The 24,851-nt window shown below is 64.7% G+C and carries 2 protein-coding genes; both read right to left on the bottom strand.

Going from position 1 to position 24,851, the window contains the following annotated elements; all coding sequences use genetic code 11:
- Positions 1-89 precede the first annotated feature (89 nt).
- A complete protein-coding gene (locus tag E4O97_RS25020) occupies positions 90-11,417 on the bottom strand; it encodes a non-ribosomal peptide synthetase (RefSeq protein ID WP_216091599.1) in 11,328 nt (3,775 codons plus the stop codon).
- Entirely contained in the window at positions 11,414-24,331 is a 12,918-nt protein-coding gene (locus tag E4O97_RS25015) for a non-ribosomal peptide synthetase (RefSeq protein ID WP_248162545.1), read from the bottom strand. The genes E4O97_RS25020 and E4O97_RS25015 overlap by 4 nt, the downstream gene beginning before the upstream one ends.
- Between the last annotated feature and the right edge of the window lie 520 nt (positions 24,332-24,851).

The raw sequence follows: 24,851 nt of genomic DNA, 5'->3' as shown, positions 1-24,851 counted from the left end.
ACCATAAGTGGCCGTTACCAAAGGAACGGATATGTACTCCGACAAACCGTTATAGGAAGCGAGCCCCCATTTGGATCGGTGTACAAGCATCAAGACACCACCTCCCCAACCCCAACCCTTTCCAACCACCACTTGGCCAAACCCGAAACATTCGGCACCTTGAGCAAGGTGAAGTGATTACCCCCGCCATACCAAACCTCCAACCCAGTCCCCTGCCCCTTCCACCCCTCAACCATCAACCCCTGCTCACGCTGGTTCCCCGCCGCATCCAAGGCCGGATCCTGCGCCAGCACCAGGCGCACCACCCCGTCATACCGCGCCTGCGGCCGATAAACCGTGCGCAACGCCGCCGCATAAGTACGCGCAGGCCCATCCATTGCATCCACGGCAGCACGCGCCGGCAGTAAGCCAACGCCGATCATCCCCATATGCAGCCACTGTCGCTGCGCCACCTCATCGCGCCCGGCGAAGTCCACCGGATCAATCCCCAGCGACTTCCCAGCCGCCAACTGCATCGCCTCGATCAACCGCAACAGCGCCGCCGTCGAGGTATAGGGCTTGCCATCACGCCCCGGCGCCTCACTGTCGATCACTGTCAAAGAGCCCACCTCGCGCCCCATCGCCTGCAAGCGCAGGGCCATTTCCAGCGCGACCCAGCCGCCAAACGAATGCCCGACCAGATGCACCGGCCCGTTCGGGCACTCCTGCTCCAACGCCGTGAGATAACACCGCGCCGCCACTTCCACCTGGCTATGGGGCACCGCCTCGCCATCCAACCCACGGGGCTGCAGGCCATACAGCGGCCAATCACGTCCCAGGGCGTCGCTCAAGCCCACGAAACCGGTCACGCTGTCACCTGCTCCCGGCACGCAGAACACCGGGGCATAGCCGGCGCGCCCAGTCTGGATGCGCAACAACGGCTGATGGGCCGCGCAACTCACCGGCGTACTCGTCGCCAGCGCCTCGGTCATCGCTCGGCCCAGGCCCTGGATATGCGGCGCCTGCATCATGCTCTGGTGATCCCCAGGCACGTGCACCTGGCGCAGTTGCCCGGGCGCCAAAGCCGTGTCCCAGCCCAACGCCATACTGCGTTGCGACAGTTCGGTGGGGCGCTGCTCGGCGCTGAACAGGTGCACCGGAATCGGCAACGGGAACAGGCTGTAGTGGGCCAGGGCGTGCCCGTGCCCGACTTCGCGCTGAAGAAAACTCAATAGGTCCGCGTCCGACGCCGCCGCCATTTGCGCGTATAGCAAACCTTGATCGCGACAGCGTTGCAGCAGATCCGCAAAGTCCAACTGTCCAATCCGCGCCTCCAGTTGTTCAAGGCTTGCCAGCTCATTTACACCTCCCTGCGCTTTCCAATAAGCCGTGCATTGCAGCAACAGGTGCCGCTTGAATGCATCCGGCCCGCTCCAGCGTGCTTTGCCCTGGTCAGTCAGGCGCGGCACATAGCTGTCGATCAAACCGAGGAAGGCCACGCTTTCATCCAGCCCCAGCAGTTGCATGGCGATTTCATAGGCCAGCACCCCACCAAAGGACCAGCCCGCTACCCGATAGGGACCGTGGGGCTGAATCTCGCGGATCAGCCCGACCATGCGCGCCGCCAGGCCTTCCATGCTGTTCAGGTGGGCCTCGCCCAGCGCCAGCCCCGGCAGGCCGTAGATCGGATAATCACCCGGCAGGTGCTGGCCCAGCGCCGGGAAATACACGTCCATGCCGCTGAACTCATGCACCAGAAACAACGGTGCCTGCGCCCCGCTGCTGCGCACGGTAATCACGCGGGTGTCGGGCAGTACATCATCCCCGCGCTGACGCAGCATCGCCGCGACGCCGGCCACGCTGGCATGTTGGAACAGCTCGGCCAACGACACCGGCAAACCGGCCTCGTCCAGCAGGTTGACCAGGCGAATCGCCAACAACGAATGCCCGCCCAGTTCAAAGAAGCTGTCATGCCGCCCCACTTGTTCGAGTTTCAACACCTCGGCCCAGCGTTGCGCCAACGTCTGCTCCAGGGCGTCGGCCGGCGTTTCGAACGTGCGGCTGGTCGAGGCGTCCCAGGCAGGCACCGGCAAGGCGTTACGGTCGATCTTGCCGTTGGCGGTCAACGGCAATTGCTCCAGCGCGACGTAGGCGGACGGCACCATGTACTCGGGCAAGTGCGCGTGCAGGTAAGCCCGCACCGACTCGACAGCAACGGGTTCGCCCGCCCAGGTGAAATAGGCCACCAGGCGTTTGTCCCCCGGAACTTCTTCACGGGCCAGCACCACGGCATCCTGGATGCCTGCGAACGTCGCCAGTCGCGCCTGGATTTCACCCAGCTCAACACGAAAACCTCGAATCTTCACCTGGTCGTCATTACGCCCGATGCACTCCAGCAGACCGTCGGCCGTCCAGCGCCCGAGATCGCCCGTACGGTAAAGCAAGGCGCCTGGGTTGAACGGGTCCTGCACAAACTTTTCAGCCGTCAGCTCGGGGCGATTCAAATAGCCCAAGGCGACGCCATCGCCGCCAATGCAGATTTCACCGACGATACCCAGCGGTACCGGCTGCTGCTGCGCATCGAGCACATACACTTGGGTGTTGGAGATCGGCCGCCCCACCGGCACGCTGTCGGCATCATCGGCAATCGTGTGCACTTCGCAGGTGGTGGCGTAAGTGGTGGTTTCGGTCGGCCCATAGCAATGCACCAGGCGCAACGCGGGAGCCTGCGCCAACAGCGTGCGGAACGCCGCCGGATCGGCCCGCTCCCCGCCGCACAAAAGGATGCGCAAGCCAGCCAGGGCCTGGGGAATCAATTGCACGTATTGGTTGAACAGCGCGGTGGTGACAAACAGCACCGTCACGCCCTGCAACGCCTGGGCGAAAGCGCTCGGATCGAGCAAGGTGGCGTGGTCAATCACCTGCACCTGGCCGCCATTGAGCAGTGGCCCCCACACGTCCATGGTGCTTGCATCGAACGCTGGGTTCGACGCAAAGGCCACGCGGTCGGCGGCATTGAAATCGGCATAGCCGTTGTTGAGCACTAGGCGCGTAATGCCGCGATGGGACACCAGCACGCCCTTGGGCTGGCCGGTGGAGCCGGAGGTGTACATGATGTACGCCACGCTGTCCGAGGGTTGCGACAGGTCCGGGTTGTGGCTCGGTTGCGGGGCGAGACCAAGCGTGTCCAGGTCCAGGCGACGCACCCCGCTCTCTATGACGCAATCGCTGCGAGTCAGCAACCAGGCCGCGCCACAGTCTTGCAGCATGAACCCCTGGCGTTCAGCCGGTGCATTCACGTCCAACGGCACATACGCGGCGGCGCATTTGAGGATGGCCAATTGGCTGACCAGTAACTCCAGCGAACGCGGCAGCAGGATCGCCAGGTGATCGCCAGGGCGCACACCCAGGCCGAGCAGGTGATGGGCCAAGCGGTTGGCGCGGGTATTGAGTTCGCCGTAGCTCACCCGCCGCTCGTTGTGCACCAGCGCCACCGCGTCGGGACGCGCCATGGCCTGGGCTTCGAACAGGCGCTGCACCGTGTGCTCACGCGCGAATGTACGGGCAGTGGCGTTGAAGTGCTCAAGCACCCGTTGGCGTTCGACCTGCGGCAGAATCGGCAAGCGGTTGATGGCGATATCGCGATGACCTTCCAGGGCCTGCACCACCTGCGCCAGCGCGATTTCCAGGTAGTCGCACAAGCGCCGGGCGCCCTGCCCCATGACGGTCAGGCTGAACCCTTCACCGAGGTCATCCACGCTGATCGCCACGCCGTAGTGCGTGTGCTCCTCGGCCTTGAACAACTCGATCCCCTGCCACGCCTCGGCCACGCCACCGGCCTGGGGTGCGCTGTGACGATAGTTGAACAATACGCTGAACAACGGCGTCGCCACCGGCACACCACTGCAACGCTGGGCCAACGCCAGGGGCGCATGTTCATGACCGAGCAGCTGAGTCAGGCGCCCATGGGTGGTACGCAGTGCCGTCAGCACTGAGTGTTCCCCCAGGTCGACCCGCAGCGGCAAGGTATTGATAAATACGCCCATGGCCCGCTCGGCGCCTTCGCCGCCTTGCAGGCGGCCGAGCATCACCGTACCGAACACCACCTGCTCGCGGGCGCAAACCTTGCCCAGTACGTGAGCCCAGGCCAAATGCATCACGCTGGCCGCACTGACCCCCGCCTGGCGGGCCTGGCTGCGCAGGCGTCGACTCAGCGACAGGTCGAGACCCACGCGTACGTTTTCCACGGCCCCCAGATTGGGCACCTCGGTGGGTTCGTCGACCTCACCGAGCATCTCGCGGAAAAACGTCTCGTGATCCTCAGCGCCCAAACGGGTCTGGGCCACGTAGTTGCGATACGGCACGGGCGCGGCCAGGGTGTCCTGAGTGCCCAGCAGAAACGCCTGCAGCTCGTGTTGCAGGATATCCAGGGCAACGTGGTCCATCACCAGGTGATGAAACAGCAACGTCGCGACCACCCGTTGCGATTGCTCGGCGTACACCAACCGCATCAGCGGCGCCTGGCCAAGGTCCAGGCGTGACGGCAGCGGACCGCTCTCAACACTTAGCCGGGCGTGGCGCCACACCACCTGCACCGGTTCTTCCAGGCCCTCCCAATGCAAGGATGAACGCAGGATGTCATGACGCTGGATCACCGCCTGCAATGCGCTGGCGAAGGCCTCCAGGCGTGCGCGACTGTCAAAGGCAAACTGCGCCTGTAACACATAGGCGTCATCACCTTGCGCAGCGCGATGCTGATACAGGATGCCGGCCTGCAACGGCGCCAGCGGGTAGATATCCTGCACATTCGCCGCACCGCCGGGGATGCTGGCGACGATGCGCTCGATGGCTGCTTGATCCAGGCTGACCAGCGCCAGCATGTCTGGCGTGATGCGCGCGCAATCGGCCGCAATGCCATTGGCCGGCACCGCCACTTCACGCCCGCTACCCAAAGCTGCCGCCAGGGCAGCCAAGGTCGGTTGACCAAACAGCACTTTCACGTCCGCCGACAAGCCCAGGCCGCGCATACGCCCGATCAGGCTGACCGCCAGCAACGAGTGGCCGCCCAGTTCGAAGAAGTTGTCGTGTCGGCCCACGCGTTCCACGTTGAGCAACTCGGCCCACAGCGCGGCCAAGGTGATTTCCGTGTCGCCCAGCGGCGCCTCGTACTCGCGCACCACCAACGCCTCCACGCCCGGTGCCGGCAATGCCTTGCGGTCGAGTTTGCCATTGGGGCTCAGCGGCAGCGCCTCCAGGTGCACGAAGCTGGCCGGCACCATGAACTCCGGCAGGTGCAGCAGCAAATGGGCGCGCAGGCTTTCAATTTCACTCGGCACGCCGGTGTAGTAAGCGATCAGGCGCTGCTCGCGGGCAATCACGGCGGCTTCCTGGACCGCCGGATGCTCGGTCAGGCGTGCCTGGATTTCGCCCAGCTCGATGCGCAGGCCACGGATCTTGACCTGGTCATCATTGCGCCCCAGGTACTCGATGTTGCCATCCGGCAAGTAGCGCCCGACGTCACCGGTGCGGTACATGCGCCCAGGGGCAAACGGGTCATCGAGGAAACGCTCGGCGGTCAGTTCGGCACGGTTGAGGTAACCCCGTGCGACTTGCACCCCCGCGATAAACAATTCGCCCACCACGCCCAACGGCACAGGCTGCAACTGCCCGTCCAGCACGTACATGCGCGTGTTGGCGATTGGCTTGCCGATGGGGGTGTTGTCGGGCACGTCAAAGCCTGCGCAGTGCCAGGCAGTGACATCCACCGCCGCTTCGGTGGGCCCATAGAGATTATGCAACTGGCTGCCCGGCAACTGTTGTTTGAAGCGGCGTACCAGGCTGCCCGGCAAGGCTTCGCCGCTGCACATCACCCGCACCAGCCCGCCCGCCTGGCTGACGTCACCGTGGGCGAGGAAGACATCAAGCATCGACGGCACGAAGTGCAAAGTCGTGACCCCTTCGGCTGCGATTACCTGGCACAGGTACTCAGGGTCTTTATGCCCATCCGGGCGCGCCATCACCAGGCGTGCGCCGGTGAACAGCGGCCAGAAGAATTCCCACACCGACACATCGAAACTGAACGGGGTTTTCTGCAACACCGTATCGCCTCCCGTGAGCCGGTATTCGTCCTGCATCCACAGCAGGCGGTTGACCACCCCGGGGTGTTCGTTGATCACGCCTTTGGGCTGGCCGGTGGAGCCGGAGGTGTAGATCACATAGGCGGCCACCCCGGCCACCGCTGGGTTGGTGATGGGCTGGTGCTGCCAGGTGGGCTGGTCCAGATCGACCACCGGCACCTCGCCCAGCAGCCCAAGGGTGCTGCCCTGGGCCAGTACCACCGCTGGCGCGCTGTCGTGCAGCATGTAGGCGATACGCTCCGGCGGGTACGCCGGGTCCAGCGGCACATAGGCGGCGCCGGCCTTGAGGATCGCGTACAGGCCAATGACCATGTCCAGGCCACGCTCCACGCAGATCGCCACCCGCGCCTGCGGCTGCACGCCGAGGGCTTGCAGGTGGTGGGCCAGTTGGTTGGCGCGAGCGTTCAGTTCGGCGTAGGTCAGTTGCTGCTCGCCGGCCTTTGCCGCCACGGCCTGCGGCGTGCGCAGTACCTGCGCTTCGAACATCCCGTGCAGGGTCTGGTCGAGCTGGTAGTCCACAGTGGTAGCGTTGAAATCCACCAGCAACTGCTTGCGCTCACGCTCATCCACCAGCGGCACATGCGCAAGCACCGCCTGGTCGTTAGCGACCATGGCCTGCAACACGCGGGTGAAGTAGCCGAGGTAACGCCGTATCGTCGATTCATCGAACAGCGCCACGGCATATTCCAGCGCGCCGAGAATACTGCCCTGCACTTCCCCCAGGTTCAGCGACAGGTCGAACTTGGCGAAATGGCTGTTTTCGACAATGCCTTCCAGGGCCAGGTCGCCCAACGCCAGGGTCGGCGCGCTGCTGTCCTGCCAGCTCAGCAGGGTCTGAAACAGCGGGCTATGGGCCAGGCTGCGCGGCGGCCGGGTGATTTCCACCACCTGTTCGAACGGCAAATCCTGATGGGCTTGGGCCGCCAGTGTCAGCGCCTTGACCCGAGCCAGCAGGGCCTCGGTGCTCAACTCGCCCGAGGTGTCGATGCGCAGCGCCAGGGTGTTGACGAACAAACCGATCAGCCCTTCCACCTCGGTGCGCGTGCGGTTGGCCACCGGCGTGCCGATCACCAGCTCCGGCTGTCCGGACAAGCGCGCCAGCAACGAAGCCCAGGCGCTCATCAAGGTCATATAGAGGGTGGTGCCATGGCGCTGGCTCAAGGCCTTGAGCCCGGCAGTAAGGCGTTCATCCAGGCGCACTTCGACGCTGCTGCCGGCGTAGTCCTGCTGCGCCGGGCGCGGGCGGTCGGTGGGCAGGGTCAGCAACGCCGGCGCGCCGGCCAGGGTCTGCTGCCAATAGGTGCTTTGGCGGTGCAACACTTCGCCGCTCAACCACAGGCGTTGCCACACAGCAAAGTCGGCGTACTGGATCGGCAAGGGCGGCAGCGGGTCGGATTGGCCGTGGCTGAAGGCTTGGTACAGCGCCATCAGTTCACGGGTCAGCACGCCCATGGACCAGCCATCGGAGACGATATGGTGCAGGGTCAGCAGCAGCACATGGTGATCGTCGGCCATCACCACCAGGCGACCGCGCAGCAACGGGCCACGCTCCAGGTCGAAGGGCGCCGAGGCTTCGCCGTGGATCAGCGCGTCCAGCGCCTGTTGCGGTTGCGCGTGGCGACGCAAGTCTTGCACCTGCAGCGGTAACACCTCCTCGGCCGGCACGATCAGCACCTGGGCCTGGTCGCCGTGTTGGGCAAAGCGGCTGCGCAGGGTTTCATGCCGCGCCACGATCCGCGCCAGCGCCCGTTGCAGTGCCTGCACATGCAACTGCCCGCGCAAACGCAGGCCGATAGGAATGTTGTAGGCGGTGTTGGCGCCCTCCATCAACGCCAGGAACCACAGGCGCTGCTGGGCAAACGACAGCGGCATCTCTTCATCACGATTGGCCGGCAGGATATCCGGCAAGGTGCTGCGCCCGGCCTGGGCCAGCAGTTCAGCGACCGCTGCCAGTTCGGCGTTGGCGAACAGGTCGCCCAGCGCCAACTCGACCCCCAGCCGCTGGCGGACCTGGGAGACCATGCGCATCGCCAGCAGCGAGTGCCCGCCCAACTCAAAGAAATGGTCACGCCGCCCGACCCGTTCCACTTGCAACACCTCGGCCCAGATCTGCGCCAGCACGGTTTCGATCTCGCCCTGGGGCGCTGCGTATTCGCGGGTAAACACTGCGGCCATGTCCGGCACTGGCAAAGCCTTGCGGTCGAGCTTGCCATTGGTGGTCAGCGGCAGCGCGTCGAGCTTCATGAAGGCGACCGGGACCATGTAGTCCGGCAACTGCGCCACCAGGTGAGCGCGGATTTCGCCTACCGTCAGCGCGTCAAGTTGCGGGTTTTCGGTGAAGTAGGCCACCAGGCGCTCTTCACGCACCAGCACCACCGCTTCCAGGATGCCAGGCAATTGGTTGAGCCGGGTTTCGATTTCGCCCAGTTCGATGCGCACGCCACGGATTTTGACCTGGTCATCGTTGCGCCCCAGGTAGTCGAGCGTGCCATCGGGCAACCAGCGCACCAGGTCGCCGGTGCGGTACATGCGCCCGGGGTTGAATGGGTCGCGCAGGAAGCGCTCGGCGGTCAGTTCCGGGCGGTTCAGGTAACCTCGCGCCACGCCCTTGCCGCCTACGTACAACTCCCCCGCCACCCCCAGTGGCACCGGGCGTTGATGTTCATCGAGCACGTAGACGGTGACATTGGCGATGGGCTTGCCGATATGCAACGGCTGGCCCGCCTCGACCTTGCCCGACGTGGCGACCACCGTGGCTTCGGTGGGGCCATAGTTGTTGATCAATTCAAAGCGCTGCGCCCGGCCGAACTGGCGCAGGCGATCGCCACCGACCAGCAGGGTGCGCAAGGTCGGGTGCTCGATAGTCTGGCTGAACGCGTACTCGGCCACCGGCGTGGGCAGGAAGCTTACGTCCAAAGGCTGTGCGCACCACCAGGCCAGCAGCGCGTCGATATCTTCAGCACCGTCATGGGCCGGCGGCAGGTGCAGGGTGGCGCCCACACACAGCGCCGGCCAGACCTCCCAGGCCATCGCATCAAAGCCGAAACCGGCAACACTGGCGGTATGCCGCCCGGCGCGCAGGTCAAAAGCGCTGCAATGCCAGTCCACCAGGTTGGCGACGGTGTGGTGCTCCACCATCACACCTTTGGGCAAGCCGGTAGAACCCGAGGTGTAGATCACATACGCGAGGTTCGTCGGGCCGACAGCGACCTTGGGGTTGCTCGCCGAGTGATGCTGCCAGGTGAAGCGATCGAGGTTGATCACCGGCACCTCGAGCTCGGGCAAACGAGCCAGCAACGCGTGTTGGGTGAGCACCGCCACCGGGGCACTGTCGCTGAGCAAGTAGCTCAAACGCTCGGCCGGGTGGGACGGGTCTACCGGCACATAACCGGCACCCGCCTTGAGGATCGCCAGCAGCCCAGCCAGGGTGTCGAGCCCGCGCCGCGCCACAATGGCCACGCGATCATCGGGCCGAACCCCCAGCGCCAGCAGATGATGGGCCAGCAGGTTGGCTTGCTGGTTGAGTTCGACGTAGGTCAGTTGCCGCCCTTCGTGCACGGCGGCGATGGCGTCCGGCGTGAGCGCAGCCTGGGCTTCGATACGCCCGTGCAAGGTGGTGCCTTGCGGGAACACGGCCTGGGTGGCGTTGAACTGTTGCAACAGCAGGCGCTGTTCGGCGGCGGGCACTACCGAAAGTTGGTCAAGCGCAGTGTGCGGCGCCTGCTCCAGCGCGGTAACCAGGTTTTCCAGCGCGGTGTGCAGGTAGGCGCAGACGCGGTGGGGGTCGACCTGGGTGCTGGCCAGCAAACTCAGGCCGAAGCCTTCGCCCAGGTCGTCCACACTCAGGGTCAACGGGTAGTTGGTGCGTTCCTCGGCGCGCAGTGCGGTAATGCCGTGCCAGGCCGACACTGCCTCGGCACTGGCGGCGGGAGCGCTGTGACGGTAATTGAGCAGCGCACTGAACAGCGGCGTCGGGGCGATCACGCCGCTGCAACGCTGGGCCAATGCCAGGGCCGCGTGCTCATGGCGCAGCAGCGTGGTCAAACGTGCGTGGGTGGCCTTGACCCCGCTGCGTACATCCTGGGCGTCGATATCCACACGAAACGGCAAGGTGTTGATGAAGATCCCCAAGGCGCGGTCAGTCGCATGGCTGCCTTGCATACGCCCCATCAACACGGTGCCGAACACCACCTGCGCCTTGCCGGCCAACACCGCCAGTACCTGGGCCCAGCCCAGATGGAACAGGCTGGCGGCGCTCACCCCCAGTTGCCGGGCCTGCACGCGTATACGCTGCGCCAGCTGCGGCGCCAATGGCAGGCTGACCTCGGCAATGGCGCGAGCATCGCCCTGCACATCCTGCAGCCCGAACGGCAAGGTCGGCTCGACGATATCGCCGAGCATCTGCCGGAAGAAACTTTCATGCTCCTGCTCGCTGATGCCCAGCCGCGCCTGTGCCACGTAGTTGCGAAACGGTACGGCCTGGCCGAGGGCCGCGCCCTGCCCCAACAGACACGCCTGCATTTCATGGCATACCACTTCCAAGGCGCTGTGATCCATCGCCATATGGTGGAACAGCAAGGTAGCGACGATGCGCTGGTGGGTCCGGTCTTCAGCATGTACCAGGCGCAACAACGGTGCCTGGGTCACGTCGAGGCGATAATGACGGGCATTGAATAGGTCATGCAGCTGTGCGGCGATATCGCCGTCGGCCGGGTCGAGCATCAAAGCTTGCACCGGCAGGCGCGCCTGACGCCACACCACTTGCGAAGGTTGCGCCAGGCCATCCCAGACCACCCCGGTGCGTAAAATGTCGTGGCGGTCCATCACGCTTTGCAGCGCCTGGGCAAACGCCTCGAAGCGCTCCAGGCTGTCAAACGCGAACTGCGACTGCATCACGTAGGGGTCGCCCTGCTCGGCGCTGGCATGGTGAAACAGAATGCCTTCCTGCAATGGCGCCAACGGATAGATGTCCTGGATATTCGCCACACCGCCCTGCACGGTGGCGATGATGCGCTCGATCTCGTCCTGGCTCAGGGTCGAGAGGGTCAGCATGTCGGGGGTGATGCGCTCGGCGTTGGCGGGAATGCCATTGGCCGGTACGGCCACTTCGCCAACCTTGGCAGCCGAGTACTCACCGGCCTTGATCAGCTCGATCAGCGCCGGTTTGTGCTCGCGCAAGGCGGCCAATATTGCCGGGTCGCTCAAGGCTTGCCGGTTGCCGTTCACCGACAACTGTTCGCCCTTGAGCGCCAGTTGCACGTCCTTGGTTTTCAGGGTTGCCAGCAGCTCGAGGATGTTCACAGGACGATCTCCATTCGTTCGGTCATTGCGGCGTAGCCGGCCAGGGTCGGTTGTTCGAACAACGCTCGCACATCGGCTTCCATGCCTTCCTGGCGCAGGCGCCCGATCAAGCTCACAGCGAGCAGCGAGTGCCCGCCCAGTTCAAAGAAATTGTCATGCCGGCCTACCCGCTCCACCTTGAGCAGCTCGGACCACAACCGGGCCAGCAGGATTTCGGTATCGCCTTCGGGAGCTTCGTACTCACGCACCGTCAGTGCGTCCATACCCGGTGCGGGTAACGCTTTGCGGTCGAGCTTGCCGTTGGGGCTCAGGGGCATGACGGGCAGGTGCACGAACAGCGCGGGCACCATAAAGTCCGGCAGGTGCTGCAACAGCTGGGCGCGCAGGCCGTCGATGTCGCTTGGCAGGCCAGTGTAATAGGCGACCAGGCGCTCATCACGAACCACCACCACCGCGTCGTTGACCGCCGAATGCTCGATCAGCCGCGCCTGGATTTCCCCCAGCTCGATGCGCAGACCACGGATTTTCACCTGGTCATCGTTGCGCCCCAGGTATTCGATATTGCCGTCCGGCAAGTAGCGGCCCAGGTCACCGGTGCGGTACATCCGGCCAGGCGCAAACGGGTCATCGAGGAAGCGCTCGGCGGTCAGCTGCGCACGGTTCAGATAACCCCGCGCCACTTGCACGCCAGCGATGAACAGCTCACCGACCACGCCCAGGGGCACCGGCTGCAACTGCCCGTCCAGCACGTACATGCGCGTGTTGGCAATCGGCTTGCCGATGGGGGTGTTGTCCGGCACGTCCGGGCGGGCGCAGTTCCAGGCCGTCACGTCCACCGCCGCTTCCGTGGGGCCATATAAGTTGTACAAACCAATGCCCGGCAACTGCTGCTTGAACCGACGCACCAGGCTGCCCGGCAGCGCCTCGCCGCTGCACATCACGCGCACCAACCCGGCCGCCTGGCTCACATCGCCATGGGCCAGAAACACGTCAAGCATCGACGGCACAAAGTGCAGGGTGGTGATGTTTTCTGCCTCGATTACTTCGCACAGGTACGCAGGGTCTTTGTGCCCACCCGGGCGCGCCATCACCAGGCGTGCGCCGGTAAACAGCGGCCAGAAGAACTCCCACACCGACACGTCGAAGCTGAACGGGGTTTTCTGCAAGACCGTGTCGTGGGCCTTGAGGCCATAGGCGTCCTGCATCCACAACAGACGGTTGACCACCCCGGCGTGTTCATTGATCACGCCTTTGGGCTGGCCGGTGGAACCGGAGGTGTAGATCACGTAGGCCGTGTGCCGGGCAGTGAGGCCCGCGACCTGCGGGTTGACGCAAGGCTGCTGGTGCCAGGTGCTGTGGTCGACGTCGATCACGGCCACGTCGCCCAGCAAGGCACGAGTGGCGGCTTGCGCCAGCACCACCACCGGCGCGCTATCTTGCAGCATGTAGGCGATGCGCTCTTGCGGGTAGGCCGGGTCCAGCGGCACATAACCGCCACCGGCCTTGAGGATGGCGAACAGGCCGATCACCATGTCCAGGCCACGCTCCAGGCAAATGCCTACCCGTGAGTCCGGCTGCACGCCCCTTTCACGCAGGTGATGGGCCAGGCGGTTGGCGTGCTCATTGAGCTGTTGGTAACTCAGTTGCTGTTCGCCGGCCTTTACCGCCACGGCGTGCGGCGTGCGCAGAACCTGGGCCTCGAACATCCCGTGCAGGGTCTGGTCGAGGTTGTAGTTGACCTCGGTGGCATTGAACCGCACCAGCAGCTGTTGCCGCTCTTCTGGTCCCAGGATCGACAGGCGATTGATCGCCTGCTGGGGTGCCTGCTCAAGGGCCTCGACCAGCGCGGACAAGGCGTTGTGCATATAACCGCAGAGCCGTTGCGCATCCACCTGGGCCAAGGCCGTGAACGCGTAACCATCACCCAGGTCATCCACGTTCAGGGTCAACGGGTAATTGGTGCGCCCGTCATTGACCAGGGTCTGCATACCTTCCCACGCCAAGTGCGCGTCCGCCGAACGGGTGGCGGCGCCGCGATGGCGATAGTTGAGCATCGAACTGAACAACGGCGCCGGTGCCGCCACGCCGCTGCAACGTTGGGCCAGGGCCAGCGAGGCGTGCTCATGGCCGAGCAATTGCGTGAGGCGCGCATGGGTGGCCCGCACGGCGGCGCGGGCGCCCTGGTCATTGATGTCCAGGCGCAGCGGCAAGGTATTGATAAACACGCCCAGGGCCCGATCAGCACCCTCGCCACCTTGCAGACGGCCAACCAGCACGGTTCCGAATACCACCGTGTGGCGTGCCGATACCGCGGCCAGCACCTGCGCCCAGGCCAGATGAAACAGGCTGGCGCCGCTGACGCCCAACAGCCGCGCCTGGCTGCGCAGGCGCCGGTTCAGTGAGTTGTCCAGTTGCAGGGTATGTTCTTCAATCGCACTGCCGTCGCCGCGTACATCCTGCCAACCGAATGGCAGCGTCGGTTCATCCACATCGCCGAGCATTTGACGGAAGAAGGCTTCGTGCTCCTGCTCGCTGACACCCAGGCGCGCCTGGGCCACATAGTTGCGATACGGCATCGGCGCGGTGATTGGCGCGGCTTGGCCGAGCAGGTAACCCTGCATTTCCCGCAGCACCACGTCGAACGCGGTATGGTCCAGGGCGATATGGTGGTAGAGCAACACCGCCACCACGCGTTGGTTGGCCGGGTCCTGGGCATACATCAGGCGGATCAACGGCGCCTGGCTGATATCCAGGCGATGATGCCGCGCATCGAAACGCTCATGCAGGCCGGCAAGCACGTCTCCGTGCAAATGCAGCTCCTGAACGCTCAACGCCGCCTTGCGCCACACCACTTGCAACGGTTGCGCCAGCCCCTCCCACACCACCCCGGTGCGCAGAATGTCATGGCGGTCGATCACCTGTTGCAGCGCCTGCGCGAAAGCTTGCAGACGCTCGACACTGTCAAACGCCAGGTGCGATTGCAGCAGGTACGGGTCGCCCTGCGCGGCCGTGAGGTAGTGGTAGAAAATGCCCTCCTGCAGCGGCGCCAGCGGGTAGATGTCCTGCACGTTGGCAGCGCCGCCTGGCACCTGGGCGACTACCTGATCAATCGCACACTGGTCGAGGGTCACCAGCGCCAGCATGTCGGGGGTGATACGTTGGCACTCGGCACTGATCCGGTTGGCCGGCACTTGCACCTCGCGACCACTGCCAACAGCAGCGGCCAGCGCGGCCAGGGTTGGCTGACTGAACAGCACGCGCACATCGGCGCTGAGGCCAACCTGGCGCATACGCTCGATCAGGCTGACGGCCAGCAATGAATGGCCGCCCAGTTCGAAAAAATGGTCATGACGGCCCACCTGTTCCACTTGCAGCACCTCGGCCCAGATACGCGCCAGGGTGGTTTCGACCTCGCCCTGGGGGGCCTGGTACTCGCGGCTGAGCACGGCGGCCTGATCAGGATCGGGCAGTGCCTTGCGGTCCAGCTTGCCGTTGGCGGTCAGGGGCAGCACATCGAGGCGCATGTAGGTGACCGGCACCAGCACATCGGGAAGCTGCGCCTGCAATTGCGCGCGCAAGGTCTCGATGGGGAGTGCGCGTTGCTCGGTGAACCAGGCCATCAGCCGGCCTTCGCGCACCAGCACCACCGCTTCGCGAATGCCGTCCAGCGCGGCCAGGCGGCTTTCGATTTCGCCCAGCTCAACCCGCACACCACGCAGTTTGACCTGGTCATCGTTGCGGCCCAGATACTCCAGATTGCCGTCGGGCAACCAGCGCACCAGGTCGCCGGTGCGGTACATGCGCCCCGGGCTGAACGGGTTTTGCAGGAAGCGTTCGGCAGTCAAGTCCGGGCGATTCAAGTAACCCCGTGCCACACCGCTGCCGCCTACATACAGCTCACCGGCCACACCGACCGGCACCGGGCGCAACTGCGCATCCAGCACATAGCTGCCGGCATTGGCGATGGGTCGACCAATATGCAACGCCTGCCCGGCCCGCACGCGACCGGAGGTGGCAACCACCGTGGCCTCGGTGGGGCCATAGTTGTTGATCACGGCAAAGCGCCGTTCCTGAGTGAACTGGCGCAGGCGATCGCCGCCAATCAGCAGGATGCGCAAGGTGGGGTGTTGCAGATGTTGGCTGAACGCGTACTCGGCTACCGGCGTGGGCAAAAAGCTCACGTCCAGCGGCTGCGCCCTCCACCAGGCCAGCAATTCATCAATGTTTTCATTGCCCACTTCGGCGGGCGGCAGGTGCAGGGTCGCCCCGACGCACAGGGCCGGCCAGACTTCCCAGGCCATCGCGTCAAAACCAAACCCGGCCACGCTGCTGGTGTGACTCGCAGCAGCCAGGCCAAAGGCTTCAGAGTGCCAATGCACCAGGTTCTCCACGCTGTGGTGTTCCACCATTACGCCCTTGGGCTGGCCGGTGGAGCCTGAGGTGTAGATGACATAGGCCAGGTGCGCAGGCGTCAGTGCGGGCAACTGTGGATTGTTGACGGGCAGGTGCTGCCAGTCGGCGTTATGCAAGTCGACCAGCATGATCGTGCCCAGCAGGTCACGGGTACTGGCCTCAGCGAGTACTGCCACCGGGGCGCTGTCCTGCAACAAATAAGCGATGCGTTCGGCGGGATACGCCGGGTCAATCGGCACATAGCCGGCGCCGGCCTTGAGAATGCCCAATAGCCCCACCAGCATCTGCGGGCCACGACGGCAGCACAGCGCCACTCGGTCATCCGGTTGCACGCCGAGGGCCAACAGGTGATGGGCCAGTTGGTTTGCACGCTGATTGAGCTGCTGATAGGTCAGCGCCTCGCCGCCCTGCTGCACGGCAATGGCGTGGGGTTGGCGCTCAGCCTGTACCTCAAATGCGCCGTGCACGGTGTGGCCACGGGGGAAATCCTGGGCCGTGGCATTGAATTCGCGCAGCAGGGTTTCACACTCCGCCGCGGGCAGGATCGGCAGGCGATTGAGTGCCGTGTCCGGCGTGCACTCCAAGGCTGTGAGCAACTGCGCCACAGCGTTGTGCATGTAGTCGCACAGGCGTTGCGCACCGATCTGTGGCACCGCCAGCACGCTCAGCCCGAAGCCGTCGCCCAGGTCATCCACGCTCAGGGTCAATGGGTAATTACTGCGCTCCTCACCGCCCAGCAGCTGCACGCCCTCCCAGATGCCGTGGCCGTCGCGGGCCATCTCGGCGGGGTTGCTGTGACGGTAATTGAGCAAGGCACTGAACAATGGCGTGCTGGTCGGCACACCGCTGCAACGCTGAGCCAGGGCCAGCGAGGCATGTTCATGCCCGAGCACGGCGCTCAGGCGTGCATGGGTGGCCTTGACCGCCGCTGACGCCCCGGCGGCAACATCGACCCGCAGCGGCAAGGTGTTGATAAACATCCCCAGCGCGCGGTCTGCACCTTCACCGGCTTGCATACGGCCCATCAGCACCGTGCCGAACACCACGTCATCGCGGCCCGACACCAGCCCCACGACCTGGGCCCAGGCCAGGTGCATCAGGCTCGCGGCGCTCACACCCAACTGTCGCGCCTGCTGGCGGACCCGCTGCGCCAGCGCGGCGTCCAATGGCAGCCCGGCCTCCTCGATGGCACGGCCATCGCCCTGCACATCCTGCAAACCAAACGGCAAGGTTGGTTCATCCACATCGGCGAGCATGTCGCGAAAGAACTGCTCATGCTCGGCCACACTGACGCCCAGGCGCGCCTGGGCCACATAGTTGCGAAATGGCGCGGCAGCGGGCAAGTCCTGGGCCTGGTTGAACATGAAGGCGCGCATTTCCTGGCCGACCACCTCCATGGCTGTGTGGTCCAGCGCCAGGTGGTGAAACAGCAGGATCGCCGCAACACGGTTGTGCGTCGGGTCCTGGGCATAGACCATGCGCAGCAACGGCGCCTGGGTGATGTCCAGCCGATAGTGCCGGGCATCGAAGCGAGCGTGCAGTTGTTCGATGATGCCGCCGTCGGCCGGGTCCAGATGAACCTCCTGCACCCCCAGTTGCGCCTTGCGCCACACCACTTGCACCGGGCTGTCCAGGCCCTCCCAGACTACGCCCGTGCGCAGGATATCGTGGCGGGCAACCACCTGTTGCAGCGCCGCCATGAACCCGTGCAAGCGGTCGAGATTGTCGAACGCCATGCGCGATTGCAGCAAGTACGGGTCGCCCTGTTCGGCGCTGAGGTGGTGGTAGAGAATGCCTTCCTGCAACGGCGCCAGCGGGTAGATGTCCTGCACATTCTCCGCGCCACCCGGCACGCTGGCGACGATACGCTCGATGGCATCCGGAGTGAGCTGCACCAGGCTCAGCATGGACGGTGTGATCTGTGTGCAACCGGCCGGGATGCCATTGGCCGGCACCACGATTTCGCGACCACTGCCCACCGCCGCCGCCAACGCTGCCAGGCTCGGCTGGTTGAACAGCACGCGCACATCGGCACTGAGGCCCACTTGGCGCATACGTTCGATCAAGCTCACCGCCAGCAGCGAATGCCCGCCCAACTCGAAGAAATGATCGTGACGCCCGACGCGTTCGAGCTTGAGCACGTCTTGCCAGATCTGCGCCAGTAGGGTTTCCACCTCGCCTTGCGGGGCTTCGTAGCCACGACTGAGCAAGGCCGACGGGTCCGGTGCCGGCAAGGCTTTGCGGTCGAGCTTGCCATTGTTGGTCAGGGGCAGACTGGCCAGCGGCATATAGGCCGACGGCAGCATATAGTCCGGCAACTGCCCTTGCAGGTAGGCGTGGACCAGCTCAATGCCCAGGTCTGCCCCGGCCCAGGTGAAGTAGGCGACCAGGCGCTTTTCACCTGGCATATCTTCCCTGGCCAACACGGCGACGTCCTGGATGCCCGGGCAACTGGCCAGGCGCGCCTCGATCTCACCCAGCTCGATACGAAAGCCACGGATTTTCACCTGGTCGTCGTTGCGACCCAGGCATTCGAGCAAGCCGTCTTGCGTCCAGCGCCCGAGGTCGCCGGTGCGGTACAGCAAGGCGCCCGGGTTGAAGGGGTCCTGCACAAACTTTTCAGCCGTCAGCTCGGGGCGATTCAAATAGCCCAGGGCGACGCCATCGCCGCCGATGCAGATTTCACCGGTGATGCCCAGCGGCACCGGTTGCATCTGTGCATCGAGCACGTAGATCTGTGTATTGGAAATGGGCCGCCCCACCGGCACGCTGTCGGTATCCGTACCGACCTCGCGCACTTCGTGGGTGGTGGCGTAGGTGGTGGTTTCGGTCGGCCCGTAGCAATGCACCAGGCGCGGCGCCGGTGCACGCGCCAACAGGCTGCGAAATGCCGCCGGGTCAGCACGCTCACCGCCGCACAGCAGGATGCGCAAACCGGCCAACGCCTCGGGGATCAATTGCACGTACTGGTTGAACAATGCGGTGGTCACGAACAACACCGTCGCGCCCTTAAGCTCGGCGCCGAACGCCAACGGGTCGAGCAAGGTGGCATGGTCGATCACCTGCACTTGCCCGCCGTTGAGCAATGCGCCCCACACATCCATGGTGCTCGCATCGAACGCCGGGTTGGAGGCGAAGGCCACGCGGTCGCTGGCATTGAAGTCGGCATAGCCATTATTGATGACCAGGCGCGTGATGCCGCGATGGGGCACCAGCACGCCCTTGGGCGTGCCCGTGGAGCCGGAGGTGTACATGATGTACGCCACGTCCTGCGCAGACCGGGCCAGCCCCGGGTTGTCCGCCGGCAGGTCGGCCAGGTCCAGTTCGGCAAGGTTGTCCAGCACCTGGCGGGCGCCGCTGTCCTGCACCATGAAGGTTCGACGTTCGAGCGGCGCGTTGACATCCAGCGGTACGTACACCGCCGCACACTTGAGCACCGCCAACTGGCTGACGACCAGGTCGATGGAGCGCGGCAGCGCCAGGGCCACCGCCTCACCTGGCCGCACGCCACGGCCAATCAAATGATGGGCCAGGCGATTGGCACGGCGATTGAGGCCACGGTAGCTCAGCGACAGCGGGCCATGCACCACCGCCACGGCTTCAGGCCGGGCCAGTGCCTGGGCTTCGAACAGTTGAGCGACGGTGAGCTGCGACGGGTATTCCCGGGCGCTGGCATTGAAGTCTTCAAGCAATAAGCGCCGCTCGGCGGGCGGCACAATCGACACCTTGTGCATGGCGGTGGTGGGCGCGTGTTGCAGCGCGCTCACCACATGGCGCAACGCGGTGAGCATGTACTCACCCACACGTTGCACATCCAGATGGGCGACACCCTGCACCGTCAGGGCAAACCCCGTGCCCAGGTCATCGACGTTGAGTACCAGCGGGTAGTTGCTGCGCTCTTCGGAGCTGAGGATCTGGATACCGAACGCGGCAAAGGGGTTGTCCCCCGGCGCGTCATCGGGTGCGCTGTGCCGGTAGTTGAGCAAGGTGCTGAACAACGGCAACGAACCCGGCACGCCGCTGCAGCGCTGGGCCAGCGACAGCGCGGCGTGTTCATGCGCGAGCAACTGCGCCAGACGCGCATGGGTGGCGCGTACGCCGGCTTGCACGCCGACGCTGCCGAGGCTGACCCGCAGCGGCAAGGTATTGATGAACATCCCCAGCGCGCGGTCGGCGCCCTCGCCGCCCTGCATACGCCCCAGCAAGACCGTCCCGAACACCACGTCCTGCTGGCCCGACACCTGGCCCAGCACCTGGGCCCATGCCAGATGCACCAGGCTCGCCGTGCTGACGCCCAGTTGCCGCGCCTGTTCGCGCAGGGCCAGGCTGAGGGCCGGTTCCAGCGGCAGATGGGCCTCATGGATGCCGCTGCCGTCGCCGTTCACATCCTGCAAGCCGAAGGCTAGGGTTGGCTCGTCGATATCGCCGAGCATCTGGCTGAAGAAGGCTTCGTGCTGCGCCTGGCTCAGGCCCAGCCGCGCCTGAGCCACGTAGTTGCGGTACTGCACCGCGTCAGGCAGTTGCGCGCGGTTGCCGTGCAGGCTAGCGCTCATTTCTTCGACCAGCACTTGCAGCGCCGTGTGGTCGAGCAGGATATGGTGCAGCAGCAGGATGCCGACCAAGCCTTCCGCCTCTTCAGCGTAGGCCAGGCGCATCAGCGAAGCGCGAGACAGGTCCAGGCGGTAGTGGCGAGGGTCGAAACGCTGTTGCAACTGCGCCAGGGCATCGGCGCCCTGGGTGTCCAAGCGCTCAACGGCCAGCGGCGCCTGGCGCAACACCACTTGCACCGGTTCCTCCAGGCCCTCCCAGAGAATCGCAGTGCGCAGGATATCGTTGCGTTCGATGACGCTGTGCAGCGCCTGAATAAAGCCATCCACCGCGCCCTGGTCGTTAAAACGCAACTGCACCTGCAACACGTAGGGGTCGCCCTCGCTGGTTGCCAGGTGGTGGTAGAGAATACCGGCCTGCAACGGCGCGAGAGCGTAGATATCCTGCACGTTGGCCACGCCACCGGGCACGGCCTGGAGGATGTGATCGATGGCGGCCTGGTCCAGCTCGACCAAGGGCAGCATGTCCGGCGTGATGTGCTCACTGTGTTCCTGGATCAGATTGCCCGGGACCTGCACCTCATGGTGCCCGCCCACCGCCGCTGCGAGGGCTGCCAGGGTCGGCTGGCCGAACAGCACGCGTACATCGGCACTCAGCTCTACCTGGCGCATGCGTTCGATCAGCTTGACCGCCAGCAGCGAATGCCCACCCAACTCGAAGAAGTTGTCATCACGCCCCACCCGGTCTAGCTTGAGCAGGTCCTGCCAGATTATCGCAATGGCGTTTTCCACCGCACCTTGGGGCGCGGCATAACTGCGCCGGGCCAACGCCTCGGCATCGGGTGCCGGCAAGGCTTTGCGGTCGAGCTTGCCGTTGGTGGTCAGGGGGAACGCCTCCAGGCGCACGAAGGCGCTGGGCACCATATGTTCGGCAAGGCTCTGTAGCAAGTGATCGCGCAAGGCGGCAACGCTGGGCTCACCCTCGGTGATCACGTAGGCCACCAGGCGCTTGTCACCCGGCTCATCCTCACGGGCGATCACCACCGCATCGCGCACGCCGTGGGCGGTGGCCAGGTGCGCCTGGATTTCGCCCAGCTCGATACGGAAACCGCGGATCTTGACCTGGTCATCGTTACGCCCCAGGTACTCGACACTGCCGTCGGCCAGCAGGCGGCCGAGGTCACCGGTCTTGTACATGCGCAGGCCCGTGGCCGGGTCCGCGAGAAAGCGTTCGGCGTTGAGTGCCTCGCGGTTCAGGTAACCGCGCGCCACCCCGGCGCCGCCCACGTACAGCTCGCCCACCACACCGTATGGCAACGGCTCGTGTTGTTCATCCAACACATACAGCTGCAAGTCGGGGATGCGTACGCCAATCGGGCTGACGCCCACCAGTTGGGCATCCGCCGCCTCCAGCGCACGATAGGTCACGTGCACGGTGGTTTCGGTAATACCGTACATGTTTACCAGCTGCGTACCGGCATTCACCGCCCGCGCATACCATGGCTTGAGCATGGCCGGTTCAAGGGCCTCACCGCCAAAGATCACCTGCCGCAACGAATGCGCCTGGGTGCTGTGGCCCTGGGCCGCGATCAACTGGCGGAACGCACTCGGCGTCTGGTTGAGGATGCTCACTTCGGCTTCGCAGAGCAGCGTGTAGCACTCATCCGGCGAGCGGCTGATCAGTTGCGGCACGATCAGCAACTGGCCGCCGTGCATCAGCGCGCCCCAGATTTCCCACACAGAAAAATCGAATGCGAAGGAGTGGAACAGTGCCCATACATCGTGCGGGTTGAACCCGAACCAGTGTTGAGTGGCACTGAACAGGCGCGCCACCTGACGATGCTCGATCATCACCCCCTTGGGTTGGCCGGTGGAGCCGGAGGTGTAAATCACATAGGCCAGATTGGCCGGGCTCAGGTGCAGCCGTGGATCGGTGATGGGCAACTGGCCCAGGCTGTCGAGGTCAAGCTGCGCCAGTTCGCCTACCCGGTGACGAGTGCCGGCCTGTACCAGCACAACCACCGGTTGACTGTCGGCCAGGGTGTAGGCAATGCGTTCCTGCGGGTAAGCCGGGTCTATCGGCACGTAGCCGGCACCGGCCTTGAGGATACCGAGCAGGCCGATGATCATCTGCGGGCCGCGCTCCACGCAGATCGCCACGCGGCTGTCAGGCTCCACGCCCTGGGCCAGCAGTGCATGCGCGACCTGGTTGGCGCGTTCGTTGAGTTGACGATAGGTGAGGCGCTGCTGCTCAAAGCGCACGGCAATGGCTTCAGGCTGGGCGGCGGCGTGGGTTTCGACTTGCTGGTGGATCAACGCGGTATCGGCGTAGTGCGTGGGGCTGTGGTTCAAGGTATGCAGCAGGGCGTGGCGTTCAGCGTCGGGCAGGATGTTCAGGCCGCAGAGCGGCCTGTCCGGTCGCTGCTCAAGGGCGTCGGCCAGGCTTTGCAGCGCGGTGTGCAGATAGCCGGCAACCCGCTGTGCACCGATGGCCGCATCCACCATCACCGTCAGCGCGAAGTCTTGCCCCAGATCGTCGACGTTGACCGTCAGCGGGTAGTTGGTGCGCTCTTCGGCGCCCAGGACCTGGATGCCTTCGGCAACCTCGATCACGGCGGCCATGTCGGTGGCCGCACTATGGCGATAGTTGAGGATCGCGCTGAACAACGGTGTGGGTGCTGCCACCCCGCTGCAGCGCTGGGCCAGTGCCAGGGACGCATGTTCGTGATCGAGCAGGCGCGTAAGACGCTCGTGGGTGACTTGCACCGCAGCGCGCACGCTTTGCGCGCCAACATCAACCCGCAACGGCAAGGTGTTGATGAACATGCCCAAGGCCCGCTCACCGCCCTCGCCTGCGCCCATGCGCCCGAGCATCACGGTGCCGAACACCACCGCCTCGCGACCGGAAACCACGCCCAACACCCGCGCCAACGCCAGGTGCATCAGGCTCGCCACACTCACCCCCAACGGCCGCGCCACACTGCGCAGGCGACGACCAAGGGCGCTATCGACGGGAATGCGCGCTTCATCAATGCCCTGACCATCGCCCTGCACATCTTGCAGGCCGAACGGCAGCGTCGGTTCATCGATATCGGCGAGCATGTCGCGAAAGAACGCCTCATGGGCCTGTTCGCTCACACCCTGGCGCACTTGGGCGATGTAGCTGCGAAACGCCACCGGCGTGCCCGCTTGCGCGTGCTCACCGGCCAAGTACAGCTGGATTTCATGGCGCACCACATCCAGGGCGGTGTGATCGAGAATGGTGTGGTGGAACAACAGCATCGCCACCACACGCTGGTTGGCCGGGTCCTCGGCGAACACCAGACGCAGCAGCGGCGCCTGGCCAAGGTCCATGCGATAGGCGCGGGCGTCATAGCGCGCGAGCAATTGAGCGAGACGGTCGCCGCCATCAAAATGCGCTTCTTCACACGCCAGCTGCGCCTTGCGCCACACCACTTGCAGCGGCTCGTCGAGGCGCTCCCACACCATGCAGGTGCGCAGGATATCGTGGCGGTCAATCACCCATTGCAGCGCCTCGGCAAAGGCTTGCAGGCGTGCACGGCTGTCGAACACAAACTGCGCGTGCAGCACGTAGGGGTCGCCCTGCGCGGCAGAAAGATGGTGGTAAAGCATGCCTTCCTGGAGCGGCGCCAGGGGGTAGATATCTTGCACATTCGCCGCGCCGCCGGGGATGGACGCGACGATACGGTCGATGGCCGGCTGGTCGAGGTTGACCAGCGCCAGCATGTCCGGGGTGATGCGATAAGCCGGGCTCAGCCAGTCACCGCCATGCTCGGCGACCAGGGCCAGCAACTGGGGTTTATGCGCGATCAATTGATCCCAGAGCGCGTCATCCAACGCCTCGTCATCGCCCAGGACGATCAGGTCGCCTTCTTCAGTTTGCAGACGGATCGCATGGGTGGAGATCGCTGCCAGTAAGTCGCTGAACTGCATGGGGTAACCTGCCTGATAAGTCACGGTTTAAGAGAATGTCCGTATTCAGTTTTGCCGCTAGGCGCGGCGCCCTTGAAAAACAACGGGCGCAGCCGGGGGCCTGGAGGGGCTTCCGGCAGGCTTGAAAAATTAAGGGATTTGCGCGGTGGGGGGTGACATGGGAAGCGGGGACAAGTGTCGGGTGGGAGGGTTCCCGTGTTTGCTCGCGGCTCTTCAACTTTGCTGAGTTTTACCAGTACTGCGGCGATGATCGCCCAGGTCACACCTGTGGGAGGGGGCTTGCTCCCGATGGCGGTGGGTCAGTCAATTAATCCATATCTGACCCACCGCCATCGGGAGCAAGCCCCCTCCCACATTTTGGCCTGTGTCGCCTGTTTGACATGCATTGTTAAAGGCCAGCAATCCATATCCCTTTAATTTGCAGGACGTTTCCTAGACAATCCTTCGGCCTTGCGCCTGCTCAACCCGCTGGCTAGCCTTCGCTTCGTCGCTGCATATCAGCGATCGGGTGTGAGATCCC

It is taken from the genome of Pseudomonas sp. W15Feb34 (genome assembly GCF_023127765.1).
Classification (GTDB): domain Bacteria; phylum Pseudomonadota; class Gammaproteobacteria; order Pseudomonadales; family Pseudomonadaceae; genus Aquipseudomonas; species Aquipseudomonas synxantha_A.
The sequence above is the reverse complement of the archived record's forward strand: the minus strand, read 5'-3'. Positions and strand labels throughout refer to the sequence as shown.